The sequence below is a fragment of the Empedobacter sp. GD03739 genome (assembly GCF_029843245.1).
GTDB lineage: Bacteria > Bacteroidota > Bacteroidia > Flavobacteriales > Weeksellaceae > Empedobacter > Empedobacter falsenii_B.
Window position 1 is genome coordinate 20,708 of record NZ_JAOCHX010000005.1, and the last position, 21,037, is coordinate 41,744.

General features: G+C 31.9%; 13 protein-coding genes. 12 read left to right on the forward strand and 1 reads right to left on the reverse strand.

Translation table 11 applies throughout. From position 1 onward, the window contains the following. The first annotated feature begins 41 nt into the window (after positions 1-41). Genes N5E64_RS02880 through N5E64_RS02890 form a run of 3 tightly spaced genes read left to right on the forward strand, consistent with a single transcriptional unit; the run spans position 42 to position 5,499 of the window. A complete protein-coding gene (locus tag N5E64_RS02880) occupies positions 42-1,292 on the forward strand; it encodes a TolC family protein (protein WP_280035624.1) in 1,251 nt (416 codons plus the stop codon). Between the two features lies 1 nt (position 1,293). Further along, positions 1,294-2,388 carry an efflux RND transporter periplasmic adaptor subunit gene (locus N5E64_RS02885; protein ID WP_280035625.1) on the forward strand — a complete coding sequence of 365 codons (1,095 nt, stop codon included), beginning with the start codon at positions 1,294-1,296 and terminating at the stop codon, positions 2,386-2,388. A 3-nt stretch (positions 2,389-2,391) separates the two neighbouring features. After that, positions 2,392-5,499 (forward strand): CusA/CzcA family heavy metal efflux RND transporter, encoded by a 3,108-nt coding sequence (locus tag N5E64_RS02890; RefSeq protein ID WP_280035626.1) that lies wholly within the window; start codon positions 2,392-2,394, stop codon positions 5,497-5,499. A 91-nt stretch (positions 5,500-5,590) separates the two neighbouring features. Here N5E64_RS02890 and N5E64_RS02895 read toward each other — a convergent pair whose 3' ends face one another. Next, positions 5,591-7,030: an NAD(P)/FAD-dependent oxidoreductase gene (locus N5E64_RS02895; protein WP_280035628.1), complete on the reverse strand. Its 1,440-nt coding sequence runs from the start codon at positions 7,028-7,030 to the stop codon at positions 5,591-5,593. 254 nt (positions 7,031-7,284) lie between these two features. On the opposite strand from N5E64_RS02895, the gene N5E64_RS02900 reads away from it, so the two are divergent. The 9 genes from N5E64_RS02900 to N5E64_RS02940 all read left to right on the forward strand — a co-directional run bounded on the left by N5E64_RS02900 (position 7,285) and on the right by N5E64_RS02940 (position 21,009). Continuing rightward, positions 7,285-7,902, forward strand: coding sequence for a hypothetical protein (locus N5E64_RS02900; protein WP_125349499.1), 618 nt, complete (start codon positions 7,285-7,287; stop codon positions 7,900-7,902). After that, positions 7,886-8,995 carry a pyridoxal phosphate-dependent aminotransferase family protein gene (locus N5E64_RS02905; RefSeq protein WP_125349500.1) on the forward strand — a complete coding sequence of 370 codons (1,110 nt, stop codon included), beginning with the start codon at positions 7,886-7,888 and terminating at the stop codon, positions 8,993-8,995. Before N5E64_RS02900 ends, N5E64_RS02905 begins: the two co-directional genes overlap by 17 nt. After that, positions 8,988-9,611: a dethiobiotin synthase gene (gene bioD, locus N5E64_RS02910; protein WP_125349501.1), complete on the forward strand. Its 624-nt coding sequence runs from the start codon at positions 8,988-8,990 to the stop codon at positions 9,609-9,611. Before N5E64_RS02905 ends, bioD begins: the two co-directional genes overlap by 8 nt. A gap of 6 nt (positions 9,612-9,617) precedes the next feature. After that, the gene (gene bioB / locus N5E64_RS02915) at positions 9,618-10,613 is read left to right on the forward strand and encodes a biotin synthase BioB (protein WP_125349502.1); all 996 of its coding nucleotides are present in this window, start codon (positions 9,618-9,620) and stop codon (positions 10,611-10,613) included. Beyond that, positions 10,601-11,872, forward strand: a complete 1,272-nt coding sequence (gene bioA / locus N5E64_RS02920; RefSeq protein ID WP_125349503.1) for an adenosylmethionine--8-amino-7-oxononanoate transaminase — start codon at positions 10,601-10,603, stop codon at positions 11,870-11,872. The genes bioB and bioA overlap by 13 nt, the downstream gene beginning before the upstream one ends. Before the next feature lie 325 nt (positions 11,873-12,197). Then, on the forward strand, positions 12,198-13,667 hold the full coding sequence (locus N5E64_RS02925; RefSeq protein ID WP_280035630.1) for a sensor histidine kinase: 1,470 nt from the start codon (positions 12,198-12,200) through the stop codon (positions 13,665-13,667). Positions 13,668-13,746: 79 nt separating this feature from the next. Further along, positions 13,747-16,326 carry a zinc-dependent metalloprotease gene (locus N5E64_RS02930; RefSeq protein WP_407933285.1) on the forward strand — a complete coding sequence of 860 codons (2,580 nt, stop codon included), beginning with the start codon at positions 13,747-13,749 and terminating at the stop codon, positions 16,324-16,326. 9 nt (positions 16,327-16,335) lie between these two features. Further along, entirely contained in the window at positions 16,336-19,677 is a 3,342-nt protein-coding gene (locus N5E64_RS02935; RefSeq protein WP_280035632.1) for a SusC/RagA family TonB-linked outer membrane protein, read from the forward strand. 12 nt (positions 19,678-19,689) lie between these two features. After that, positions 19,690-21,009, forward strand: coding sequence for a RagB/SusD family nutrient uptake outer membrane protein (locus N5E64_RS02940; RefSeq protein WP_280035633.1), 1,320 nt, complete (start codon positions 19,690-19,692; stop codon positions 21,007-21,009). The last annotated feature ends 28 nt before the right edge of the window (positions 21,010-21,037 follow it).

Genomic DNA, 21,037 nt, shown 5'->3' on the forward strand with positions numbered 1-21,037 from the left:
AATCTTACACTTTTACTTTTGAATTTTCAAAAAGAGTAGAAGTGAAGAAGATCTATTATACAGCAATTCCAATTGTTCTTGCGATACAAACACAGGCGCAGAATGTAACGTTGGACAATTTAGAAGCCGCGTTTTTACAAAAAAATTATGCGCTCATTGCGAATAAATTCAATGTTGACAGAATTGATGCTGAAATTATTCAGGAGAAATTATGGCAAAATCCAACGTTGAGTATTTCTGAGGTTAATCTTTGGAAAACTTATAATGTAGAAGAACAGCCTTATTTATTCGGTAAATACGGGAAAAATCAACAAATTTCTGTCGAATTAGAGCAATTAATTGAAACCGCTGGTAAACGAAAAAAGCGTGTTGCAATTAAAGAATTAGAGAAGAATTCAGCACTTTTTGAGTATGAGGAATTGTTGCGTGAGCTGAAAAAAGAATTGAGACAAACATATTTTTCGTTGGCGCGTATTCAATCTGAAAAGAAAGAATTACAAAATAGCGTTGATTTATTTGAACAGATGATGACACAATATCAGCGACAAGCTGATTTAAAAAATGTTCCGAAAGCAGATTTTTACAGACTTCAAACAGAATTAATCGGTTTACAAAAAGATCAAATTGAGCTAGAAAATCAAGAAATTGAATACATCAATAAACTTCGATTGTTAACGCAAAACTCAGATTTAAATGTAAATGAAATCGATTTTTCAAGATTCAATTCTCACTCCAAATCAATTCCATTTAATGCTAAACAATTAGCAAAAGAGCAAAATATAGCGTTAAAAAAACAAGAGAATGAAATCAATTTAGCTGAAAAACAATTGATTTTAGAAAAAGCACAACGTACACCAGATTTGGCTTTTCAAGTAATTTATGATCGAGGTGGAAATATTATGCGCGATTTTGTTGGTGTTGGAGTAAGCATTGATTTACCGATTTTCAATACGAATAAAGGAAACATCAAAGCTTCAGAAATTGTACTGAATCAACAACAAATTACGAAAAATGCGCTACATTCTGAGTTAGATATTTCGATCGATCGACTTCAAAATCAAATTAGTCAATTGGATAAAGCTCTTATTCAATGGAAAAAATTGAACAATCAAGAGCAATTAACTATGATTGACAATTATAAAAAACATCTCCAAAATAAACAAATCACTTTATTAGAATTTATTGATTTTACGCAGGCTTATCGCGAATCTCAAAAAGCTTATTTGGATTTATTGGAAAATTATCAAAACACATTCGAAGAACTAAATTATATCGTTGGACAAGATTTATAAAATGATGAAAAAAAGTTTTTATTTTTTAGCTGCTTTTACTTTGGTTTTAAGTAGTTGTAACAAGCAAGAAGCCCCGAAAGAAGCGGTAAAAGAAGACAAATTTTGTTTGAACGAACAATTGAAAAAGTCAACTGAAATTGTAGCTGTTTTAGAGCAGCCGATTCACGAACAATTAACCTTGTCAGGAAAAATTGAATACAACGAAAATGACTTGGTTGGTTTTAAAAGTTTGCTGCAAGGAGTGGTAGATAAAGTGAATTTTGAATTAGGTGATTATGTGCGTCAAGGTCAAGTTTTGGCAGTTGTAAAATCGAACGAAGTGTTGGATTTGGTACAGCAAAAGCGTTATCATCAAAATCAAATGGATTTGATTCGAAAACAAATCAAGTCGAAAAAAGAATTGTTGAATGATGGAATGGCTTCTCAACCCGAAGTTACAGAGGCAGAACACGAATTACAATCAACGCAAATTGAAATTGATAAAATCAATGCAACCTTGAGAATGTATCGTGCGGTTGGCAATGGTCAATTCCAGATTTTATCACCTAAAAATGGTTATATCGTTCAGAAAAACATGAGCGTTGGTCAATCTATTATTTCAGATTCAGAAGATAATTTATTTTCTATTTCTAATTTGAAACAAGTTTGGGTAATGGTAAATATTTACGCCAATAATCTGCAATATGTAAAAAAAGGAGATGCTGTAAAAGTGAAATCTATGGCGTATCCTGATCGAATTTATGTTGGAAAAATTGATAAAATATACAATGTGTTTGATGAAAATGAACACGTTTTGAAAGCGCGTGTTGTGTTAGAAAATCAAGATTTGAACTTGATGCCAGGTTTGAGTGCAGATATTATTATCGATAAACAAAATATTGTAGGAAATGCATTTGCGATACCAAACAAAGCCAAAGTTTTTGAGAACAACAAGGAATATGTGGTGGTATATAAAAATGATTGTACAATGGATATTCGAAAAATTACGACGATTGGTCAGAATGAAGAATTCACATTTGTTAGCGAAAAGTTTGCTCCAAATGAGAAAGTTATTTCTCGAAACGCTCTAATGATATTTGAGGAATTAAATAAATAATAAATGAAAAAGTTAGTACAATCAGTCGTAACTTTTTCGTTACGAAATACAACCTTTGTTTTATTTGCTGTATTTGCATTACTCTTTGCAGGTATATTTTCTTTAAAACATACACCAATAGAGGCATTTCCGGATGTAACAAATACTAGAGCTCGTATTATAACACAATGGCCAGGAAGAAGTGCTGAGGAAATGGAAAAATTGGTGACTCTACCAGTTTCAAAAGTAATGAATAGTATTCCGCATAAATCTAATATTCGTTCAATTTCTCTTTTCGGATTATCTGTTGTAACGGTTCAGTTTGAAGATGGAGTAGATGATTTTTATGCACAACAATATGTATCGAATAAATTGAGTGGAGTTGATTTACCAGAAGGAGCTGATGCAGATATTGAACCGCCTTCTGGTGCTACAGGAGAGATTTTTCGTTATGTGATCAAAAGTGATTTACCGATCAAGGAAGTTACCGCGATACAAGATTGGGTAATAGAACGTGAATTGCTTTCTGTATCAGGAGTTGCAGATGTTGTAAGTTTTGGTGGAGAAGAAAAAACGTATGAAATTAAAATTAATCCAACAGAATTAAAGAATTATAATTTATCGCCTTTAGATGTTTATGAAGCAGTTTCTAAATCAAATATAAATGTTGGTGGAGATGTGATTCAGCAAGGAGATCAAGCTTATGTAGTTCGTGGTGTTGGTTTACTAGATAAGATTGAAGATATCGGAAATATTACAGTGAAATTGAATGGTTCTACACCAATTCTGATTAAAAATGTAGCGGATGTTGTTGTTTCGAATAAACCTAGATTGGGACAAGTTGGTTATAATGAAAATGATGATATGGTTCAAGGTATCGTTATTATGCTACGAGGAGAAAATCCATCAGAAGTCATTGAAAATCTGAAAGCGAAGATTGAAGAATTGAATACAAGAACTTTACCAGATAATGTGAAAATTGAAACAGTTGTAGATCGTACCAAATTGGTGGATAATACAGTACATACGGTTTCTAAAAATATTATTGAAGGTATTTTATTGGTATCATTAATTGTTTTTGTTTTTTTATATAATTGGAAATCAACATTTATTGTAGCTTCGGTTATTCCGCTTTCATTTTTGTTCGCAATTATTATGTTGAAAATACAAGGATTACCAGCGAATTTAATTTCAATGGGGTCACTGGATTTTGGATTGTTGTTAGAAGGAACTTTGGTAATTGTAGAAACAGTTTTTGTTGCTTTAGCTACAATGCAACATAAAGTAGGAGCAGAACGTTTCGCAAAAATGAGTAAAATGGGTGTTATAAAGAAAAGTGCAGGAAGTGTAGCTTCTTATATTTTCTTTGCCTTACTTATTCTTATTGTTGCTTTATTACCGATATTTTCATTCCAAAAAGTGGAAGGTAAAATGTTCTCTCCTTTAGCATTTACATTAGGATACGCATTATTAGGATCTTTAATATTAAGTCTAACTTATGTTCCTGCAATGTGTAAGTTGCTTTTTAAGAAAAATATGGAGGAGAAAGAGAACTTTATTACTCGATTTTTTCAGAAAACTATTTTTGGATTATATGAAACTGCATTTCGTTATAAAAAGGCAACAATAGGAATCTTTTTAGGAATTTTAGCTCTTTGTTTGTTTAAGTTCTCGCATTATGGATCAGAATTTCTTCCAAAACTGAATGAAGGAGCAATTTACATTCGTGCAACTTTACCAAATAGTGTCAATTTACAAGAATCAACTCGATTAACAAAAGAGATGAAAGAGTTGATGCAGAAAGATTGTGATGAAATTGATTTTATTTTAACACAAACAGGTCGTCCAAATGATGGAACAGATCCAACAGGATTCTTTAATATTGAGTTTAATGTTCAATTAAAAGATGAAAAAGATTGGAAGCGCAAGATTTCAAAAGAAGAGATTATTCAAGAGATGCGAGATAAACTGAATCATTATCCAGGAATTGTATTTGGATTTTCGCAACCCATTCAAGATAATGTTGAAGAATATGTAGCTGGTGTAAAAAGTTCATTAGTTATTAAGATTTTTGGTGATGATTTGTATGATTTAGAAAAATATGCAAATAAGGTAGCATCATCTATCGAAAAAGTAAATGGAATAACAGATATCAATGTTTACAAAAATATTGGATTACCCGAACTTAGAATAGAATTGAGTGATTCAAAAATGGCGAAATATGGTATTAGTACAGCGGATGTTCAGGCAGTAATTGAAATGACAATTGGTGGACAAGCAGCTACTAAGTTTTATGAAAATGATCGACAGTTTGATGTTATTCTTCGTTTTCAGGAAGCTTATAGAGATACTCCTGAGAAAATTGGAAATATTTTGATTCCAACAAGTAATGGGAACAATGTTCCTTTGCAGGAAATAGCTACAATTGGTTATCAAACAGGACCTGCTTTTATTTATCGAGAAGGAAATAGTCGATATATCGGTGTAGGATTCAGTATAGAAGGTCGTGATTTAGGAAGTACAATCGATGAAGCGAAGAAAGTAGTGACGAAAGAAGTTAAATTACCGAAAGAAAATTACATGGAATGGGCTGGTGAATTCGAAAGTAAAGAGCGCGCAGCAAAACAATTAGCAATGGTCGTTCCGATTTCGTTAGTTTTGATTTTATTATTATTGTATACTAATTTCGGAAATGTAAAAGACACAGCGATAGCTGCATTAACACTGCCTTTTGCTTTTATAGGAGGATTTATTTCGCTTTGGGTAACAGGAACCATTTTTGGTATATCTGCGGGAATAGGTTTTATTATTCTTTTTGGAGTAGCAACGATTGATGGAATTGTTCTAATTGGTGTTATTCGAGATAATTTAAAGCATAAAATGCAATTAAAAGAAGCAATAGTCAATGGTGTTAAAAGTAGAATACGCCCTGTTGTGATGATTGCGCTTATGGGATCGATGGGATTATTACCAGCAGCACTTTCTACCGGAATGGGATCAGAAATTCAAAAGCCTTTGGCAATTATGATTGTAGGAGGATTAATTATTTGTTTAATCTTATCCTTTACAATTCTTCCAGTTGTATTTTATTATGCATATAGAAAAGAATATCAACAGAAATTCCTGAAATAATTTGTGTAGTTGTTTTATATAAAGGAGTTTTTATCAAAAGGTAAAAACTCCTTTTTTATTGATTATGAATGAGTAAATCTAGAATAATTAATTATAAAGTAGAAGACCACTTAGAACCAAACGTTACGTTACCTTCTTGAAGTACAATATCTGAATGTAAAAATTTTGCGGCATCTGCTGACTTTTTCACTTTAACGCTACTTCGTTCCATCATCTCTTTTTCATATTGTTGTAAAACTTCTTCACGTAAATTAATCTGTTTATTTTGAATATTATTATAAGCTGATGTTATTTTTTGTGCTAACAATAAAGCATCTAATAAAGCTTGATTTGCACCTTGTCCTTTAAAAGGACTCATAGGATGAGCCGCATCGCCTATTAAAGTAACTGGACCAGCTTTTTCTAATAAGTTTGACTTTAATAAATCTCGATCATAAACGGGGTATCCAGTGATTTGTTTGGGTTCTGTAGCTGCAATAATTTCAGGAATAGGAGAGTGCCAATGCGTTCTTTTAGCGACTTCTATCTTTAAAGCCTCTGAACCTTTTTTACTCAAAGCTATCGCTTCATTTTCTAACATTGGAAAACTAAATTGCCACATAACCGAATCTTTGTCATAAGGCATCATATACATCCGTTCAGTTCCATTTGCTGTTTGAAATACCGTTGCACCATCCAATAAATGATTTTCTAAATTTGCTAAAGCATCCAGTTTACAAATGCCTAAAATAACAATACAACCCAAATAACGTAATGGACTATTTTCCTCATTTATAACCAATCGACGAACTGTACTTCGTATGCCATCTGCACCAATAAGTAAATCAGCTTTAAAGTGTTTTTGAATTCCATCAACATCAAATGTTAATTCTATTTTATCATCAACTTTAAAATCGACTAATTGATGATTCCATAAAACTTGATTATTGCCACCTAATTGATTTAAAAAAGCTAAGCGTAAAGATTGCCTCGCAATGTGAATATTGGTATGTTTATTCTTGTTTTTAGCTTCAATCGCTTCTTTATCTTGCAATTTTCTTATTCCCCATTCGCCAATCACATTTCCTTCTATAGTATGTGCTAAATGCAATGTAGAAACGATTCCTTCCTCTAAAGTTTGGATTCCAAATTTTTTTAATTCTTTACTAGCTTGCTGTAACGTTAGTCCATAACCTTGGGAACGATCGTTGAAAGCTCGATCACGTTCAAAAAGTGTAAAAGGAATTTGACGATGTAAACACGCTAATGCCAATGCAATTCCACCAATTCCAGCTCCGACAATTGCAATATGAGGATATTTTTTTTCGTTGGGTGATGGATGTTCATTTGTAGTTGTCAAACCGGTTCCTGAGCAGACAGTACAGATCTGCATCGAACTTTTTGGTTTATTTGGAGTAATAAAATTTTCATTCTTTTTAGATTGAGCAACAGCTAATTCATAACGCGATAGTTTCCTTTTCGAAACTCCTTGACTTTTTTTTCCAAGTCCATTACAATTCTTGCAACTTATCCAATTTTCTCGAGTACTCAATTTAAAAATTTTTGCAAAAATAAGATTAAAGTAGCTATTTAGAAAAATCTAATCGTAAAAGATAGAATTAATAGATGAATAATGAATTTTTCTGTAATAATAGTTTTCATCATTCAACTTCTTTATAGTGATGATTTAAAACTTTTTGCAGAGATTCTAAAATAGGTTTAATATAACCGGACTATTATTTATTATAAAAGTGGAGTGTATATATGATCCGTTGGACTTATAATTTTGGTCAAAAATAAAATCAATTGAAAAAATTATTAAATCATATTGTTTTAGAACCAAAATTACATGTAAAGTGGCTTAATACACTTTCGTATATGGAAAATGCAGGAGCAAGAAAAATTTCGGCATGTGAACACAAAACTTTTGTCAATCTTATCCAATTGAAACATGCAGCTGAGGAACATCGCCATGCTTATTATTTGAAAAAGCAAATTATAAAATTAATTCCAGATGCTTGTGTCAATTATGAGCCTATTTATCTTTTAGCACCAAAAGCAACAATGTATTATTTACATCAATTAGATATTCAGGTTTGTCGTTTATTGAAGAAAGAATTTAATCTTGATGGGGAAGATTTAAAATACGCAGCTTATTTGTTTGTGACTTACGCTATAGAAGTGAGGGCAGATGAATTGTATCCAATATATCAAGATATTTTGACGGCGCATCAACAAAAAGTGATGGTAAAATCTATTATTGTTGAAGAAGAAGGTCATCTTGAAGAAATGATTTCACAATTAAAAGAATTTCATAGTGAATGGAATATCTATGCAAATCAAGTGAAACAACTAGAAGAAGTGTTATTTATGAATTGGATTTCTGCAATTGAAAATGAATTGAATAATGTCGAAATTTTTTAATTCATTGCAATTATCTCTATTCGAAAGAGAACAAAAAGGAATTAAAAGAACATTAAAAGTTCGTTCTTCTGGAATTGATTTTTATAGTAATGATTATTTGGGATTAGCTAAAAATGAAATCTTACATCAGCAGATTTTAAATGAGTTTATAGCACAACCATCTTTACTTTATGGTTCTACTGGAGCACGTTTGATTAGTGGGAATTCCAATTACCTAAGAGAAACGGAACAGATAATAGCAAATGAACATAAAGTGGAAGCTGCATTACTTTTTTCATCTGGATATAATGCCAATTTAGCACTTTTTTCTGCACTTTTAACTCGACATGATATTGTTTTAGTTGATGAAAATATACATCGATCAGTACATGACGGGATTAAATTATCCAACGCAAAAAAAACAAAGTTTAAACATAACGATTTAGATCATTTAGAGAAACTATTGCAAAGAGTAAAAGAGCGTTGTTTTATCGCGGTAGAAAGTTTGTATTCGATGGATGGTGATTGTGCTCCATTAATTGAACTGGTTGAATTAGCCAATAAATACAATGCAGCATTAGTGGTAGATGAAGCTCATGCTTTTGGTGTTTTTGGTTACGGATTGGTTCATCAATTCGGTTTACAATGCAAAGTGTTTGCAACGGTTGTAACTTATGGAAAAGCGATGGGAATGAGCGGTGCCACGATTTTAGCTAATCAGTTAGTGATTGATTATCTCATTAATTATGCTTCACCTTTTATTTACACCACAGCTATTGCTGATTTTCATGTGACAGGTTTACGAAAAGGTTATCAGTTTATCAAAGAAAATAAATCGCTTCAAGAAAGTTTACAATATAATATCTCACATTTTAGAAATAGTGGCTTAACGAGTTCTTCAAATAAAAATAGTCCAATTCAAATTCTAAAGTTTGAGTCTAGGAGTCAATTAACCAAAATCCAAAATCAATTAGAAGAGGTTGAAATAAACACTTTTGCAGTTTTTCCACCTACAGTAGTAGAAGGAGGAGAGCGCTTAAGAATCTGTTTGCATGCTTTTAACACACAAGAAGAAATTAATCAATTAATAGAAAAGATAAAAGAAAATGTCTAAACAATTATTTGTTACAGGAATAGGAACAGGAGTTGGGAAAACGATGGTTTCAGCAATATTAACTGAAGCTTTACAAGCTGATTATTGGAAACCAATACAATCGGGAGATTTAGATTCATCAGATAGTTTGTTGGTAAAATCGTTAACTTCTCCAGAACTGAAAATTCATCAAGAACGTTATTGTTTGCAAAAAGCCGCTTCGCCACATCAATCTGCAAAGGAAGAAGCAATTGAAATCAATTTAAATGATTTTGAATTTCCCAAAACAACCAATTCTCTTATTGTTGAAGGAGCAGGAGGATTATTTGTTCCTATTAATGAAGAAGATTTTATGATTGATCTTATTCAGCAGTTTAATCTTCCAGTAGTTATGGTTGCAACGAATTATTTGGGTTGTATTAATCATACATTATTAACGATTGAAATACTGAAATTAAGAAATATCGCTATCGAATATTTTGTGTTTAATGGAGAGTTTGATGAAGACACTTCTCGTGTTATAAAAAATCATTTGTCTCCGGATATTTCTATCATCATTATACCAAAACTCAATTCAATAAATTCAAGCGAAGTGAGAAATATAGCAGAAACAATTAAGCATCAATTTAATATTTAAAATACAATGAAAGTATCAAACGAAACACGCCATGATTGGACGAAAGAAGAAATCGAAAAAATCTATCATCAACCATTATTAGATTTAGTATATCACGCATCCAAAAAACATCGAGAATGGCACAATGCAAGAGAAGTACAAGTATGCACCTTGTTATCTGTAAAAACAGGTGGTTGTCCCGAAGATTGCTCATATTGCGGACAAGCAGCGCGTTATCATACCGATATTAAAGTAGAAGCTTTGTTGCCAACTGCAACAGTATTAGCACATGCAAAGAAAGCAAAAGAAGCGGGCTCATCACGTTTTTGCATGGCAGCTGCTTGGCGAGAAGTACGAAATAATCGAGATTTTGATCGAATAATCCAAATGGTTAAAGGTGTAAATGAATTGGGATTAGAAGTATGTTGTACATTAGGAATGTTGACAGAAGAGCAGGCAATTCGTTTGCAAGAAGCAGGTTTACATGCTTATAATCATAATTTAGATACTTCCGAAGCTTATTACGATGAGATTATTTCTACTCGTAAATTTGATAATCGAATCAATACGATACAAAATGTGCGAAAGGCTGGGATTACAGTTTGTTCGGGTGGAATTATTGGCTTAGGAGAAACGCATCAAGATCGAATTTCTATGCTATTAACTTTGGCAACAATGTCAAAACATCCAGAATCTGTACCTGTAAATGCTTTAGCAAGAGTAAAAGGAACACCTTTAGAAAATAATCCGAAAGTAGATATTTGGGATATGGTTCGTATGATTGCTACAGCTCGTATTGTGATGCCTTCTTCGATTGTGCGTTTAAGTGCTGGTCGAATAGAAATGACAGAAGTTGAGCAAGCTTGGTGTTTTATGGCTGGAGCGAATTCGATTTTTACAGGAGAGCGTGAAACCTTACTGGTAACGCCTAATCCTGGGGTAACAGAGGATATGAAAATGTTTGAAAATTTAGGTTTAATACCAATGGTTAAACAAGAAACAACTCAGACATGTACACATTAAAAGAACGCGATCAGTTGGTGAATTGGCATCCTTATACGCAGATGAAAAAAGCCAATAATATTATTCCAATTGTAAGAGGAGAAGGAAGTTATATTTACGATGAAAATAACAAACAATATATTGACGCTGTTTCATCGTGGTGGGTAACGCTGCATGGACATGCGCATCCGTATATTGCACAAAAAATGCACGAACAGCTAACAACTTTGGAACATGTTATTTTTGCAGGATTTACGCATCGACCTGCAATTGAATTGTCTGAACGTTTGTTGGCTCTTTTACCTCAAAATCAAAAGAAAGCATTTTATAGCGACAATGGATCAACAGCGATTGAGGTAGCATTAAAAATGTGTTTACAATATCATTTCAATAAAAAAGAAGATAGACCTGTGATTTTAGCGTTCAAAAATGCCTATCATGGTGATACTTTTGGCGCGATGTCTGTAAGTGGAAGAGGAATTTGGACAGAACCTTTTAGTGAAAAGCTTTTTGATGTTATATTTATTGATACGCCGAATGCAGAAAATATAGAAGCGATTAAATCGCAAATAAAAGAAGTTGCAACTAAAGTAGCGTGTTTTATTTACGAACCTTTGGTTCAAGGAGCTTCGGGGATGTTGATGCATGAGGCTGAATATTTAGATCAATTGATGAGTTGCTGTAGAGCATATCATATTTTAATGATTCAAGATGAGATTTTTGTAGGATTTGGTCGTACAGGTAAATTATTTGCAGTAAATCATTTGACAGAAGTTCCAGATATTATGTGTTTTTCGAAAGGTTTAACAGGTGGTACTTTGCCTTTGGGCGTTACAACTTGTACAGATAGAATTTACCAAGCCTTTTATGCTGATGATTTGAATAAGACGTTATTTCACGGGCATTCTTTTACGGCAAGTCCATTAGCGTGTACCGCTGCGTTAGCAAGTCTTGATTTGTTATTACAGACTTCTATACAACAGCAAATAGCAAATATTGTACATCAACATCAACATTTTGTTGTGTCTATTCAAGATCATCCTAAAGTAAAAGTGATAAGACAATGCGGCACTATTTTGGCGTTGGAATGGAATACAAATGAAGAAACATCTTATTTTAGTGATATACACGAAAAGCTATATCCTTACTTTTTAGAGAAAGGTATATTATTGCGTCCTTTAGGGAATATTATTTATTTAGTTCCTCCTTATTGTATTTCGACTGATGATCTAAATTATATTTATGATACGATTCGTCAAGCTTTAATCGAATTGTTTTAATGTTAAGTTCTAAATGACGCTTATAAGATTAAAAAGATAAAAAAATCTCCCTTTTGGGAGATTTTAGTTTATATAATATTGTCAAATATTTGAAAATTATCATTTTATGATAAATGTTCTCTTATTTTTTTGATTAAAAAGCTTCCCTTAGTTTTGCAAAAAAAATAGTTTGTCTTTTCGATTTCGAGTCCATTTATCTAATAAATCCATTTATGTTATAGCGCTTATTGTAAGTGTTATTGCTGTTTTTGCTCTTGTTATATTGAGTTTTTTAATTAATAAAGAAAGTCAAAAAAATAATGATGAGTTTGTCAAAAAAAGTTTTTTGAGGAAATATGAAGCAGTTGAATTTGAGTTTAAAAACATCGAAGAATATCAAGAAGTTTTAAAAAAAGTTGTTAAAAAGACAAATGAAAAAAATGTAGCAGATCATTTTTTGGTTTTGAATGAATTAAATTCAAATCGAAAGTTAATTCGCCATGATTGGTTTTCTATTCATTCTCCAGAAACAAATTATTTTCCTGATGAATCAATCCTTTCAAAAGCTATCAATCAACCAAATATTAAAGAATTTCAATCGATATATACTACAAAAAATCAACAGATTGATAATTTTTTATTGGATTATAAAGACACGTTGTATTGGGTAAATTACGATTCTATTAAGTTGTCTAATGGACAAAATATGTATTACGGTTCGACGATTAATCTGTTTGATTTGTATAATTTTTTTACGACAGTTGATGCAACTTCGTCCAATTATATGTATGTTTTCAATAAAGATGGAATTTGTATTACGCATCCTGATGAAAAATTTATTGGGAAAAATGTTTTCGATTTTACAGATATCCAGTCAAACGATACGATAACGAGCACAATTAATTCTAATTTTTCACAAGATTTATATACGTTGAATGATGCTTCGTCCGAATTTATAAAGGATACGGATATTAAGCGTTATATAAAACCTTTACACACCAAAAATTTTGATGGATATATTGTCGTGAATCATTTGAGTTATATCATTGATGAAAATGTAGAACGAACTAAATTTTATATAGGTTTTATTTTCTTAGGGACTGTTTTTTTAATTATCATTATCTTTTTGTTATTCAATAAAATAACATCTAAAACATACAAGGAAAAAGCGTTTGTAATCGAAGAAAAAAATAGGTTGTTAATTGAAAACGAAAAGATTAAAAACGCGAATACTCTAACGCAATTACAACAATTAAAGAATCAAATTAATCCACATTTTTTATTCAATTCGTTGAATTCACTTTATATGTTAATTGGTTTGAACAAAGAGAATGCGCAGAAATTCACGATGAATCTTTCTAAAATTTACCGATATCTTATTGTTCCGCCAAAGGAAAATATAGTGCTTGTAAAAAAGGAATTAGATTTTATTGCACAATACATGGATTTGCATAAAAGTAGATTTTCGGAAGAATTGATTTTTGATTTACAAATCGAAGATTCGAAAAGCTTAGAAAAAAACATTCCATATTTGGCATTACAGATTGTTGTAGAAAATGCAATAAAACATAATATTGCTACAATTGATCAACCTTTGACTATAAATAATGTTGTAAAATCTGATTTGATTATCGTCAAAAATACTTTTCAGAAAAAAAATAAAGCGACAGAAAATGAGAAATTTGGTTTAAACTATTTACAAAAAATCTATCATTTTTATCAAATTGATAATTTCTCAACAAAAGTAGAAAATGAAGAATTTATTTGTTTTTTACCTTATATCGAACCAAAATATCCATTCACTCCAAAAAACTAACCACTCACTCCAAAAAACTATTATTATAAGAAAACTGCGCTTAAGTTTATGCCATAATTAATGATAATTTAATGTTCGAATGAGTCATAATAAGGAAAGAAAGAATTATAAATTAGCACTATATCTTGGTTTGGCAATGTCTTCGGCTGTTGTTTATGGACAAAAGAAAGAGGATAAAAAAGCTGAAAAAGATAAAACAGAGAAAAAGGATTCTACTGTAACGAAAGTTAAAAAAATAGATGAATTAATCAAGAAAGGAAGCTACAAGAAAGGTTTGTTTAATACCATTCAAGTAAAAACTGATATCTATTTCGAAATTCCAGATAGTTTATTTGGACGCCAATTTTTGGTTGTGAATAAATTGTCTCAAGTTCCAATGGAAGTTAACGAAGCGGGCTTGAACAAAGGAATGAATTACGAAAACAAAGTGATTTCTTTTTATCATGATAAAGTAGCTAAAAAAGTGTGGGTCAAAACAATTGTTCCACAAGTTTCTTCACCTAAAAATGACGCAATCACAGCTTCTGTAAAGGATAATTTCTCAGAATCGATTATTGAGGTTTTTGATATAGAAGCTCAAAATAATGATTCTACAGCTGTTGCGATTAAAGTGAACAAAATTTTTGATGGAAATCAAAAAAGTTTTAATGATGTATTAACGAACATAGGTTTAGGAGGTTCGGTAAAGGCAAATCTATCGTATGTGGAAAATGTGAAAACATTTCCAGAAAACATTGTGGTTAAGTCTCAGTTAACGACAAGTGTAAATGAAGGAGGGGTAGATTTGGCTGTTACCTTAGGTGTTACAAGTAATATTGTTTTACTTTCGACAACTCCTATGCAACCTAGGTTAGCAGATAATCGTGTGGGATATTTCACAGAAAAACATTGGTTTTTTAATGATGCTCAACACAAAATGGAAGATCAACGCTTTATTACAAAATGGCGTTTGGAACCAAAAGACGAGGATAAGGAAAAATATCTAAAAGGTGAATTAGTAGAACCTAAGAAACCAATTATTTATTACATCGATCCTTCGACACCAAAACAATGGCGCCAAAAAATTATTGCTGGTGTACACGATTGGCAAGTTGCTTTTGAGCAAGCTGGTTTCAAAAATGCGATTATAGCAAAAGAACCAACTGCTGATGACAAAGATTTTGATATTGATGATGTACGTTACTCAGTAATTACGTATGCAGCTTCACCAAAGTCAAATGCAATGGGACCTTCTGTGGTTGATCCGCGTAGTGGTGAAATTTTAGAGGCGGATATTATTTGGTGGCACAATGTAATGACTTCTTTGCATGATTGGATGCGTATTCAAACAGGTCCAATTGATCCAAAAGCAAGAGGAAATAAATTTAGTGACGAACATATGGGAGAAGCAATTCGATTTGTATCTTCTCACGAAGTTGGTCATACATTTGGTCTGAAACATAATATGGGTGCATCTTTTTCTTATCCAGTAGAATCTTTACGTTCGAGAGAATTTACGGATAAAATGGGTGGAACTGCACCATCTATTATGGATTATGCGCGTTACAATTATGTGGCACAGCCAGAAGATGGTGTTACAGCGATTACACCAAAAATCGGTTTGTATGATAAATATGCAATCGAATGGGGATATCGTTGGTTTCCAAATCAAGAAACGGAGAAAGCTTCACTTCGTAAAATGATTGAAAAACACGAAGATGATCCAATGTATTTCTATGGTGAACAACAAAGCTATTTAAGTACAATTGATCCGCGTTCTCAATCAGAAGATTTAGGTGATGATGCTGTTTTGGCTAGTGAATATGGTATGAAAAATCTTAAACGTGTTTCAGAAAATATTTTGAAATGGACGTACGAAGATGGGAAAAGCTATATCAATACAGGAAAATTATATTACCAAACTATCGGACAATGGGATTTATATTCAAATCATGTTTTAGCAAATGTTGGTGGAATTTATTTGAATAATACATATTTCGGAATTGATAAAAAGGCATACGAACCAGTTCCTGCGGATATGCAACGCAAAGCGGTTAATTATTTAAACGAAAATGTGATTCAATTACCAAAATGGTTATTCTTTAATGATATTTTAGATAAAACGTATGCAATCAAAAATTCGCCAATGGGACCTTACGAGCAAACGCCGTATACATTAGCGAGAGAAATGCAATATGGATTGATTTATAATTTATTTACTGACGATCGCTTATTGCGCATGTTAGAAAATGAATTGAAACACCAAGAATTAAAATCTAATGAAAAAATTTATACAGTTGAAAATTTATTTGATCAAGTAAGAAGTGCAGCTTTTGATAAAAAGTCAAACTTAACAATTCTTGAAAAAATGACTCAAAAAAATTATGTTGATGCATTAATTGTTTCAACAAACAAATTATTTGAGAAAACAACTGTTGCGGGACTTACAATTGACCAAAACCTACAAGTACCAACTATCTGTAATTATTTAGACGAAGAAAAAATGGCGCGTAATATCAACTATTCTTCTATGAAAAGAGTGTCGGAAGTGACAACCTATAAAAGAGCAGAATTACAACGCGTGTTGACTTTGTTAAACAAGAAAAAGAATAATGGAGATGCGTCTACAAAAGCGCATTATGCTGATTTAATCATCCGTATTAAAGAAGCTTTAAAGTAAGATATAGAAATGAAAAAGACACTCATTCTTTTGCCACTTTTTGCGGCAAGTATTGCGTTTTCTCAAGAAAAGAGAGTGATTACAGGTTCGGTTCAAGACGAAAAATCGTTGGTTGGAATTGCTGGTGCGTCTGTTAAAATTGAAGCTCAATCAATTTCGACAAAAACAGATCAAAAAGGAATTATAGAAAGTGTAACGGTTGGTACTGTTACAGATGAAGATGGTTTCTTTTCATTAGAAGTTCCTGCAGGTACAAAATCTGTATTGATTAGTTATTTAGGCTATGATTCTAAATTAGTTGAACTTTCTACAGATTTAGCAACATATCATGTAAGCTTAAAATCAACTTCAGGTGAAGTTCTTCCAGAAAATAATGATCTAAAAGAAGTTGTTGTTACAGGTTATCAAAAAATTGAAAAACGTAAACTAACATCGGCAGTATCAACTGTAAAAATGGATGACATTCAACAAGCTGGTGTTGCTAGTGTTGACCAATTGTTAAGCGGACAAATTGCTGGTGTAGCTGTTTCTACAGAAACTGGTTCGCCTGGTTCGCCAAGTAAAATTAGGATTCGCGGTACTGCTTCTCTTTCAGGTCCACAAGATCCGTTATGGGTGATTGATGGTTTACCATTAGAAGGAAATGATGTACCAAACTTTAGTGATAAAGATAACATCGATCAATTGCAAAACTTTTCTATCGCTGGTTTAAATCCAAACGATATCGAAGATATTACAATCCTTAAAGATGCTGCTGCAACGGCTATTTATGGAGCAAGAGCTGCAAATGGTGTAATTTCGATTACAACAAAACGTGGTAAAAAAGGCGCTATGACGGTTAATTTTTCTGCGAATACATTTGTGACAGCTCGTCCAGATTTTGGTCGTTTAAATTTATTAAATGCTTCACAGAAAGTTGATCTTGAATTAATGCTTGCTAGTCGCGATGATTTAACGTATCGTACTGATAAAGGCGAAGTAATGCGAATTTTGCAAAAGAATGGTCAATTAAATGCTTTACGAAATGGAGGTTTTAATTCTTTAGATCTTATCACGCAAAATCAAATTAATTCTTTACGAAATAACACAACCGATTGGGGAAAATTATTGTATCGTAATGCAATTAATACACAATATGGTTTAAGTATTTCTGGAGGAAATGATCGTTCTGATTATTACTTCTCATTAGGATATTATGATGAGCAAGGAACTACGATCGGAACAGGTTTTGAGCGTTATAATCTTACTTTAAAAAACAATTATAAACTTAATGATAAATTAGATGTAGGGATTTCTATTTTTGCAACTTCAAGTGATAAAAAATCTTTTGTAACAGATGCAGATGCGTCTATCAATCCGATTAATTATTCACGAAATGCTAATCCATATCTATCTCCATTTAATGCAGATGGTTCTTATCGTTATGACAACGATATTGATGGATTTGAAGATCGTTCTGTTCCATTTAATTTTATCGAAGAAAGAGAAAACACAAATTATACATTAAAAAACCGTTCGTTAAAAGGTATTATTGATCTTAATTATCAATTAGCAAAAGGTTTAAAACTAACATCTCAATTCGGAATTCAGTACGATAGTAACAAAACAGAAAAATACGCTGAGCAAGAAACTTATTTTACGCGTAAAATGAAAGAAGGAACGCGTTATTATAAATCTGGACAATATTTGTATTTCTTACCTGACGGAGGAGTTAAACAAAATTGGGATAACGAATTTTTTCAATATAACTGGAAGTTACAAGGAACATATAGTACTACGATTAACAATCGTCACGAAATTGATTTGATGGCTGGGACAGAAATTCGTCATACACAAAATGAAACGACTTTAACACGTGCTTTTGGTTACAATAAAACGACGAAAACAGGAACGCCAATCGTTTTCCCAAATTCAAGTTTTGCTGCAGATAAACGTTACGAAACGTACAGAGAGATGCCAACGGAAGAAAATGCTTATGTATCTACATTTGCAACAGCTTCGTATACATTAGACAGAAAATATACAGTTTTTGGTAGTGTTCGTTATGATGGAACAAATTTATTCGGAGTTAATAAAAAATATAAATACTTACCAATTTGGGCAGTTTCTGCTTCTTGGTTAGTTTCAAAAGAATCGTTTATGGAGAACATCGATTTTATTTCGAATCTTCGTTTACGTGCTTCTTATGGTTTACAAGGAAATATTGATCGTAATACTTCACCTTTCTTTATTGGTGAATATAATGATGCAACAATTTTACCAGGTAATAAAGAAGATATTATCAATGCGATTAATTTACCGAATGATTTGTTACGTTGGGAAAAAACAACGAATACAAATGTTGGGTTAGATTTAGGTCTTTTCAAAAATCGTATCAACCTTGCTGTTGATGTGTATAATCGTAAAGGAACAGATATGATTAGTATGCGCGAAACACCATTAGAAACAGGTTTTGAATATACAATGGTGAATTGGGGAGAATTGACAAACAAAGGTTTTGAGATTGCTTTAACAACACGCAACATTGATAAGAAAAACTTTAAATGGTCGACAACAATTAATTTTGCGCACAACAAAAGTAAAGTTCTTAAAGAGCAACAACGTGAAAATAGTTTAATTCCATCTCGAGAAGGTTTACCTGTAAATGCAATTTTTGCTTTAAAAACAGCTGGATTTGATGAACACGGAAATCCAATGTTTTGGAAAGGAGATGAAAAAGTTTCTGCAAAAGAATTCTTTGCTTTATATGACTTATATGAAGATTTTTTACCAGGAGAAATTGTGGATTCTAAATTAACAAGCGAAGAAAAACGTAAATTATTTACTTATATCGGAGATCGCGATCCTAAATTTACAGGAGGTATTATCAATAATTTCAAAATTCACAATTTTGATTTAACGATTTCTGCAGCATTCAATTTAAAACAAACGGTGATGAAAACACCTTCTTATCGTGGAATGGAATTGGATCCAGGTCGTAATTATACGCAAGATATTTTCGAGGCAGGTTCTACACTTCCAGGAATTACAAGCCCAATTAAAGGAGATAACGATAGTTGGATGGCGAATAAATGGTTTGCAGGAAACAATGCAAACGCGTACAATTTATTAGACATTTGGGCGAAAGAAATTAGTTATATGCGAATCAGTAGTATTCGTGTAGGTTATACTTTACCAAATAAATATGCTGAGGTTGTCGGTTTCAAAAGCGCTCGTTTTAGCTTAGAAGGACGTAATTTATTTGTATTTAGTAATGGATACAAAGGTTATTTTGATCCAGAAACTTACGGAAATATTTATGCACAACCAATTGCTAAATCTGTAACAGTAGGCCTTAATGTTTCTTTCTAAATTTTAAATCAAATGAAAAAAATATTTTTATTATTAAGCATAGTTGCAGTTAGCTTTACAGCAGTTAGTTGTGATAATTATTTGGATATTGAACCAGATGGAAAAGTAATTCCAAAAACGGTAGAAGATTATCGAATGGTATTAACAAATGCTTATTCAAAATATCCAACACACAAGTCGTTGACAGCTTTACGCACGGATGAGGTTACATTGAATGAATATTCGAATGACTTTATTTCTTACCGTGAAATTGCACAATGGAAGGATACAAATCCAGATCAGATCTCAATTCAATTTCCTTGGGTTAGTTTTTATACAGTGATTTTTTATGCCAATCAAATCATCAATGAAGGACCAAAAACAATGGAAAATTCTGCTGAAAAAGATCAATTATTAGCAGAAGCTTATGCGTTACGTGCTTATGCGTATTTTGATTTGGTGAATTTATACGGAAAACCATATAATTCGGCAACAGCAAGTACAGACAAAGGTGTTCCTTTAAATTTAAAAGTAGATTTAGAAGCAACGCTTAAACCTTCATCTGTTCAAGAAGTTTATAATCATATTGAGTCTGATTTAGCGCAAGCAACAAAGTTGATGAAAATGGATCAGCAATTAGCTGGATTAAATTATAGATTCTCAAATGCAGCTTTAAATGCTTTAGAAGCAAGAATCGCTTTGTATAAAAATGAATGGCAAAAAGCAATTGATTTTTCTGATTCAACACTAAAAATCAAAGGTGATTTAGTGAATTTGAACACAACAAAACAAGTTCCAAATCACTACACATCTGCCGAATCTATTTTAGCTTTAGACAATACATTAAATCCCGCTGTGCAATATATGGCGTATGTCTCGCCAGAATTATTAAACAGTTATGATACTCAAAATGATTTACGTTTTCCGCTTTATTTTGAGAAAAGTGGATCAAAATATAAAGTGATTAAAGGTGGAAGTTCAGAGTTCAAAACATCTTTCCGTGTAGCTGAATTATATTTTATCAAAGCTGAATCATATTTGAAATTAAACAAGATAGATCAAGCAAAAGCAACTTTGTTTTCGGTTTTACAAAATCGTTATACAACAACTGGTTTTGCAAAATTACAAACTGAAATTTCTGCGATGAATTCTACTGAATTGATGAAGTTTATTTTAGATGAACGTTTCAGAGAATTTGCATTGGAAGGACAGCGTTGGTATGATTTACGTCGAGCAAATCAAAAACAAATTATACATCAAATTTCAGGTAAAGAGTATATTTTACAAGAAAATGATGTTCGTTATACAATAGAAATTCCACAAGCAGCTAAGCTCAATAATCCTCATTTATAACATTTTTAGACCGTCTTTATTCATCATT